General features: G+C 68.0%; 4 protein-coding genes. 2 read left to right on the forward strand and 2 right to left on the reverse strand.

From position 1 onward, the window contains the following. Positions 1–2,613 (reverse strand): diguanylate cyclase domain-containing protein (locus tag AC08OX_RS06675; protein ID WP_476607012.1); only part of this gene is annotated, 2,613 nt, incomplete at its 3' end. A 296-nt stretch (positions 2,614–2,909) separates the two neighbouring features. Then, positions 2,910–3,314, reverse strand: coding sequence for a YccF domain-containing protein (locus tag AC08OX_RS06680; protein WP_476607014.1), 405 nt, complete (start codon positions 3,312–3,314; stop codon positions 2,910–2,912). 510 nt (positions 3,315–3,824) lie between these two features. Between AC08OX_RS06680 and AC08OX_RS06685 the strand changes: the two genes are divergently transcribed. After that, a complete protein-coding gene (locus tag AC08OX_RS06685) occupies positions 3,825–5,204 on the forward strand; it encodes a cystathionine beta-synthase (RefSeq protein ID WP_476607015.1) in 1,380 nt (459 codons plus the stop codon). A gap of 38 nt (positions 5,205–5,242) precedes the next feature. Then, positions 5,243–6,419 (forward strand): cystathionine gamma-synthase (locus AC08OX_RS06690; protein ID WP_476607013.1); only part of this gene is annotated, 1,177 nt, incomplete at its 3' end.

Consider the following 6,419-nt stretch of genomic DNA (forward strand, 5'->3'; position numbering starts at 1 on the left):
ATTGACCACCTCGGTCGTGAACCGGGCGTCAGCGGCATCGAGGATCGAGACGGGGATGTGGAGGGCCACCTCCGGATGGCCCGTGCTTCGGTATCGGCCGAGGTCACGGCAGGCCCGGTCGAGCAGGATGTGCTCCAGTGCGGGGGCCAGCCCGGTCTGCTGGGCGGTGAGGGTGAGACGGTGGTGGGGAACGGATCGGGAGGACGGGTCGTCCCACCGAAGCGCCGCCTCGACACCGACGGTCCGACCGGTGTGGAGCTCGATGATCGGCTGATAGCTGACGTTGAGGGTACCGCCGCCATCCTCGCCGCGTACGGCGTGGGTGAGGCTGGTGCGCAGGGCATCCTCGGCGCTGGCGGGGCACAGCTCCGGCCGGTACACCACCAGGGTGCCCTTACCCCGCCGTTTTGCGGCGTACATGGCGGAGTCCGCCTGTTTCAGCACGCTTTCCGCGGTGGCCTGGGTGCCGGGGTCGACAACGACCAGCCCAATGCTGGCCTGGGTTGTATGAACCGTTCCGGCGAGTACCAAGGGTACGCGGAGTGTTTCCAGGATCCGCCGCCCGATGGACTCGGGGTCGACGCAGCCGCCTTCCAGCAGGACCGCGAACTCGTCGCCGCTGATGCGGGCAACCGTGTCGGTGCTACGGGCGCAACTCGTCAGCCGACCCGCGGTTACGCGAAGCAGGTCGTCGCCGGCCGCGTGCCCGAATCTGTCGTTGACGCTCTTGAAGTCGTCGAGGTCGCAGAACAGTAGTGCAAGCTGCGTGTTGTCCTGCGTATTGTCGTGGAGGCGCCGGGCAAGTCCGCGTTGCAGTCGGGCCGTCAACAGCGTGCGGTTCGCCAGGTCGGTCAGCGGATCGTGCAGGGCCTGGTGGTGCAGCTGTCGTTCGCGGGTGTAGCGGTGGGCGTTGTCCAGGCACAGCGCCGCGCGGGCGGCCAACTCCTCGGCCAGGGCCAGGTCGTCGTCCTCGTAGGGCTCTGGTTGCCGGGAGCGGCAGAAACTGGCCACCCCGAACATCACGTCGCGGGCGCACAGGGGGACGGTGATGAGCGAGTGGATCCCCTGCGCGAGGAGTTGCTCGACGCGTTCGGGGTCCTGGGCCTGCCAGCCGGGAGCGGCGTGCAGGTCGGCCTCGAGCACCGCTCGCCCGCTGGCCAGGCACCGAGCCTGCGGCGTGGAGGGCAGGAAGCTGATCTGGTGACCGGCCGGGTAGAGAGCGAGGCCTTCCTGGATGCCGTGCAGGGCGGCGCGGCGCAGCAGTGCGGTCGGACGCAGCGAGTCCTCGCCCCGCAGAACAGACTCCGACAGGTCCACCGTGACGACGTCGGCGAGTTCGGGCACGGCTGCCTGGGCCAGTTCCTCGGCGGTCCGAGTCACGTCGAGGGTGGTCCCGATGTGCATACTGGCCTCGTACAGCAGGGTGAGGCGTCGCCGTGCCGCCACCGCGAGACGGCCGATTCCCTGTTCCCCGATCGCCAGCAGTGACGCGCCGATGGCGGGCTGCCGGCTGGCCGGGTACGCGCTGGCCACGGGTGTGCTGGCCGGGCGGGTGGCGTCGGGTACACCCGCCGGCAGTCGCGGCGTCGGCCTGGGCGCGCTGAGCGCGGCATACGGCAGGAAAAGCCCCGACGCCGACGGGGCACCGGCGTCGGCCCCCCGCGGCTGGCTGTTGAGGTGTCCTGCCACAGCCGCGGCGCTGGTCATGAGGCGACGGGGCGGCCCGAAGGGAAGGACGACCTCGACGGCCAGCCCGGCCACTGCGGAGTTCGTCCGTACCTCCCTGCACACCAGCGTGGCAGTCTGACCGTGCGGCAGGGATACCTCGATGGCGGTCGGCCGGCCCGCTGCGATCAGTTCAGCGGCCTTCTCCTGCAAAACCAGCCGAGTATCATGCTTGATCTCGATGCCGGACCCGGCATCGAGATCAAGCGGAAACTGTGCGCCGCCAGCCGGTATCCGCATCCGGTGTTTGGCCTGCCGGTACGCCAGGAGCAAGGCGCGTTCCCGCTCGCTCGCCTGTTCCAGCAGGCGATGTTCGATAGCGCGGCCAGCCTCCCCCACTATGGCTTCCGCCGACGGATTCGCCTCGGCGAGCCTGCAAATGAGGCTGAACACGCCTTCGATACGCCCGCTGAGGGGGTCGCGGACGGGAGCGGATATGCACGCGTCCGGTTGGTAGAGGTCAGCAAAGTGCTCGGCACCCGAGACGCGGGCGGGGCGCCTTTCCACGAGGGCGAGGGCTACGGCGCTGGTGCCGACCAGGTGCTCGGCGACGCAGAACCCAGGGTGTAGGCCGAAGGATGCCTCACCGACCCGGTGCGCCAGTATTCTTGCCTGGTCGTCGGTGAGACACACGCACACCCAGGTCCCGGCGATCATGGATGCCAGTCGGTCGAGTACCGGGTCGGCCGCGCGGACCAGGCGCGTGTCCAGATCAAGATCCGGATCATAGACGGGGGAGCACCGGTCCGGGCTCACGTTCAGTACCTGGCTGCGCCACCACGAACCCAAAATCGCGTTTTGTGGTCCTTCCGCTACCAGGTCCCCCGTCAGGAATCGTTCCCGCAGGTGAGCGCTGTTACGCTGCGCAAGGTCATCCCAGATGTCCACGATGATTTCACCTCCCTCCTCGGGAGCCCAGGGTTTCCGCGTCACCCTCCTGGCCTGCGCGCACATTCCACACCATCAAATCTACTACACCATTGTGGGCCTGCTGTCGCCTACGGAATGCTCCGATCTGCGAGCGACGCCCGAGATGAGACCGGTATAAGCACGTATGCGATGCTGGCGACGCTACCGGTGGAGCGGGACGGCATAGTCGATCATGCCGTTGTGATCATGCGGCCGGCATTCTGTTCGCGCGGCGGCGCAGCACGGTCCGAGCACGTTCGACCTGCCGCAGCGGCTCAGAATGCCGCGCGGGCTCCGACCACGGGGGCGTCGACGTCCACGATCTCCTTACCCAGCGGCAGCAGCGAGACCGGGATCAGTTTGAAGTTCGCCAACCCGAGCGGGATACCGATGATGGTGAGGCAGAGTGCCAGGCCGGTGGTGAGATGTCCCAGTGCCAACCACCAACCGGCCAGCAGGATCCACAGCACGTTTCCGACCAGGGACGCCCCGCCAGCGCCGGGTCGGTCGACAATGCGCCGTCCAAACGGCCACAGGGTGAAGTTCGCCATCCGCAGGGCGGCGATCCCGAAGGGAATCGTGACGATGAGAATGAAGCACACAAGCGCTGCGAGGGCGTAGCCGACGGCGAGCCAGAAACCACCGAATACCAACCAGATGACGTTGAGCACGAGGCGCATGAGCTGACCCGCTCCCTCCCGGTCCGACACCGGGATCGTGGTGAACGCCGATGGCAAGCCTGCCGGGAACATCGGCGCCACTGTCGATCGGCCGCCACTCGTCGATCGGCACCGACTTTATCGTACCAATCCAGCCCAGGTCGTCCGAACACGGCCGTCCGGACACGGTCATCGGAACTCGCGATGACACACCGTCAGGTACACCACGATGATCTGCCCCGGGGACGCCATCGCAAACGGAGTGGATGCCACGCGGCCCGGCACGTTCCGGCCCTGCTCGCTACTGTCATGACAGCAGTCCATGCCGACCGGTCGCGACCGGCCCGTCGCGGCCGCACGAACGCAGGTGACGTACGCCGCCGCCTGGCGCAGGCAGCTTCCCGGCCACGGTCGTCGGTATCCAGGAGGTGATCCGGTTCGGGTAGCCCAACCGGCTCCCGCCTGCCGTGGACACGAGGTGTCGCCCCGGTTACCTCTCTCGAGAGCGGAAGTGATGCGCGGATGACCGATATGCAGGCATTCGACCACGTAATCGATCTTGTCGGAAACACGCCGCTGGTCCGGATCACACCGACGATCGAGACGACGCCGACGCCGGTGCTGGCAAAGCTGGAGTACCTTAATCCCGGTGGATCGGTGAAAGACCGGGTGGCGCTGACCATGGTCGCCGCCGCAGAGGAGGCCGGACTGCTTCCGCCTGGTGGGACCATCATCGAACCTACCAGCGGAAACACCGGTGTCGGCCTGGCCCTGGTGGCGGCCCGGCGGGGCTATCGCTGCGTGTTCACCATGCCCGACAAGATCAGCGAAGGGAAACGAGCCGTCCTGCGCGCCTACGGCGCCGAGGTCGTCATCTGCCCGACAGCAGTGGCACCCGACGACCCCCGCTCCTACTACTCGGTGGCCCGCCGGCTCGTCCGCGAGACTCCCGGTGGTTGGAGCCCGGATCAGTATTCCAACCCGAACAATCCCGCTGCGCACTACGCTACGACCGGGCCGGAGATCTGGCAGGCCACGAACGGTCGCGTCACCCATTTCGTCGCCGGCATCGGGACCGGCGGGACGATCAGTGGAGTCGGCCGTTACCTCAAGGAGGCGTCCGGCGGAACCGTGCAGATCGTGGGCGCGGATCCGGAGGGTTCGGTCTACTCCGGTGGCAGCGGCCGGCCCTACCTCGTCGAAGGCGTCGGGGAGGACATCTGGCCGACGACCTACGACAAGACGGTCGTCGACCGGGTGGAGGCGGTCAGCGACCGCGACTCGTTCCTGATGACGCGCGAGCTGGCCAGGAAATGCGGGCTGCTGGTGGGCGGATCAGGCGGGCTCGCGGTGGTAGTCGCCCTCCGGGTCGCTCGCGAGCTCGGCCCGGACGACGCCGTTGTGGTCCTGCTTCCAGACTCCGGCCGCGGATACCTGTCGAAGATCTTCAACGACGAATGGATGTACGAGTACGGCTTTCTGGAGCCGCCGTCGAACGAGCCGACCGTCTCGGACGTTCTGCGGAACAAGGCCGAACAGACCAGTGGTCCCCCCGATCTGGTGCATGTCCACCCGGCCGAGACAGTCGGTGCCGCCATCTCCTACCTGCGCGAGTACAACGTGTCGCAGATGCCGGTGGTGCGGCACGAACCGCCCCTGCGGGCGGCGGAGGTCGCGGGTTCCGTCATCGAGCGGCATCTGCTCGCGGCGGTCTTCGCCGACCGGTCCGCCATCGACGATCCGGTCGCCGATCATCTGTCGCCGTCGCTTCCAATGGTTGGTACCGGCGAGCCACTGGCCCGGATCGTCGCGGTGCTCGGGGACGAACCCGCGGTGCTGGTACACGACGAGGGTAATCCCGTCGGCATCCTTACCCGTGCCGACCTGCTGAGTTTCCTGGCCGTCCGCTAGATCGGCACCGATCATCGAGGACGCCCTAGCGTGGCGTCATGCATATGGAGCAGCCCGCTGAGGGATTCGAGACCATCGCGATCCATGCCGGCCAGGAGCCCGATCCCGTCACGGGAGCGGTGGTGACGCCGATCCACCAGTCCTCGACGTTCGCCCAGGATGGCGTGGGTGGGCTTCGGAGCGGCTACGAGTACAGTCGTTCGGCGAATCCGACCCGTACCGCGCTGGAGACCTGCCTCGCCGCGCTGGAACGCGGGACGGTCGGCCTCGCTTTCTCCTCCGGCATGGCGGCGACGGACGCCCTGCTGCGAACCGTCTGCCGGCCCGGAGACCACGTCATCATCCCGGCGGACGCCTACGGCGGCACCTACCGGCTCATCGCCCGGGTGCTCGCCGACTGGGGCGTCGACCACACCAGCATCGATCTCACCGACCTCGATGCGGTGCGAGTCGCGATCCGTCCGGGCACCACGCGACTGGTGTGGTGCGAAACCCCGACCAATCCCATGCTGTCCATCGCCGACATCGTCGCTCTCTCGTCGCTGGCGCATGACGCGGGGGCGCTGCTGACGGTCGACAACACGTTCGCTTCGCCCTACCTGCAGCAGCCACTGACCCTGGGGGCGGACGCGGTGGTGCATTCCACGACGAAGTATCTCGGTGGCCACAGCGATGTCGTCGGCGGCGCGCTCGTGGTCGGCGATCCGGACCTGGGCGCCCGGCTACGGTTCCTGCAGAACGCGGCCGGCGCCGTCGCCGGCCCCTTCGACAGCTGGCTGGTACTGCGCGGTGTCAAGACGCTCCCCGTTCGGATGGACCGGCACTGCGACAACGCTCGGCGTATCGCGGCCGAGCTCGCCACGCACCCCGCTGTCGGGACCGTCCGCTACCCGGGTTCGACCGGCCATGCGGGTCACGACATCGCCGCGAAGCAAATGCGCGACTTCGGGGGGATGGTCTCGTTCACCCTTCGGGCCGGCCCCCAGGCGGCCGTGGCGGCATGCGGCCGGACCAGGCTGTTCACTCTCGCCGAGTCGTTGGGTGGGGTGGAATCCCTGATCGAACATCCGGCGAGCATGACCCATGCCTCGGTGGAGGGTTCGCCGCTCGCGGTACCCGCGGACCTCGTTCGGCTCTCGGTCGGGATCGAATCGGTGGACGACCTCGTCGCCGATCTGCACCAGGCGCTGCGCGGGCTTTCCGACGGATCCGCGT

It is taken from the genome of Frankia sp. CoBUL1, from assembly GCF_978021245.1.

What these genes read in the sequence shown, in the direction of transcription:
- AC08OX_RS06680 (WP_476607014.1), bottom strand. Translation starts at nt 3,314, where the DNA reads ATGCGCCTCGTGCTCAACGTCATCTGGTTGGTATTCGGTGGTTTCTGG.
- AC08OX_RS06685 (WP_476607015.1), top strand. Translation starts at nt 3,825, where the DNA reads ATGCAGGCATTCGACCACGTAATCGATCTTGTCGGAAACACGCCGCTG.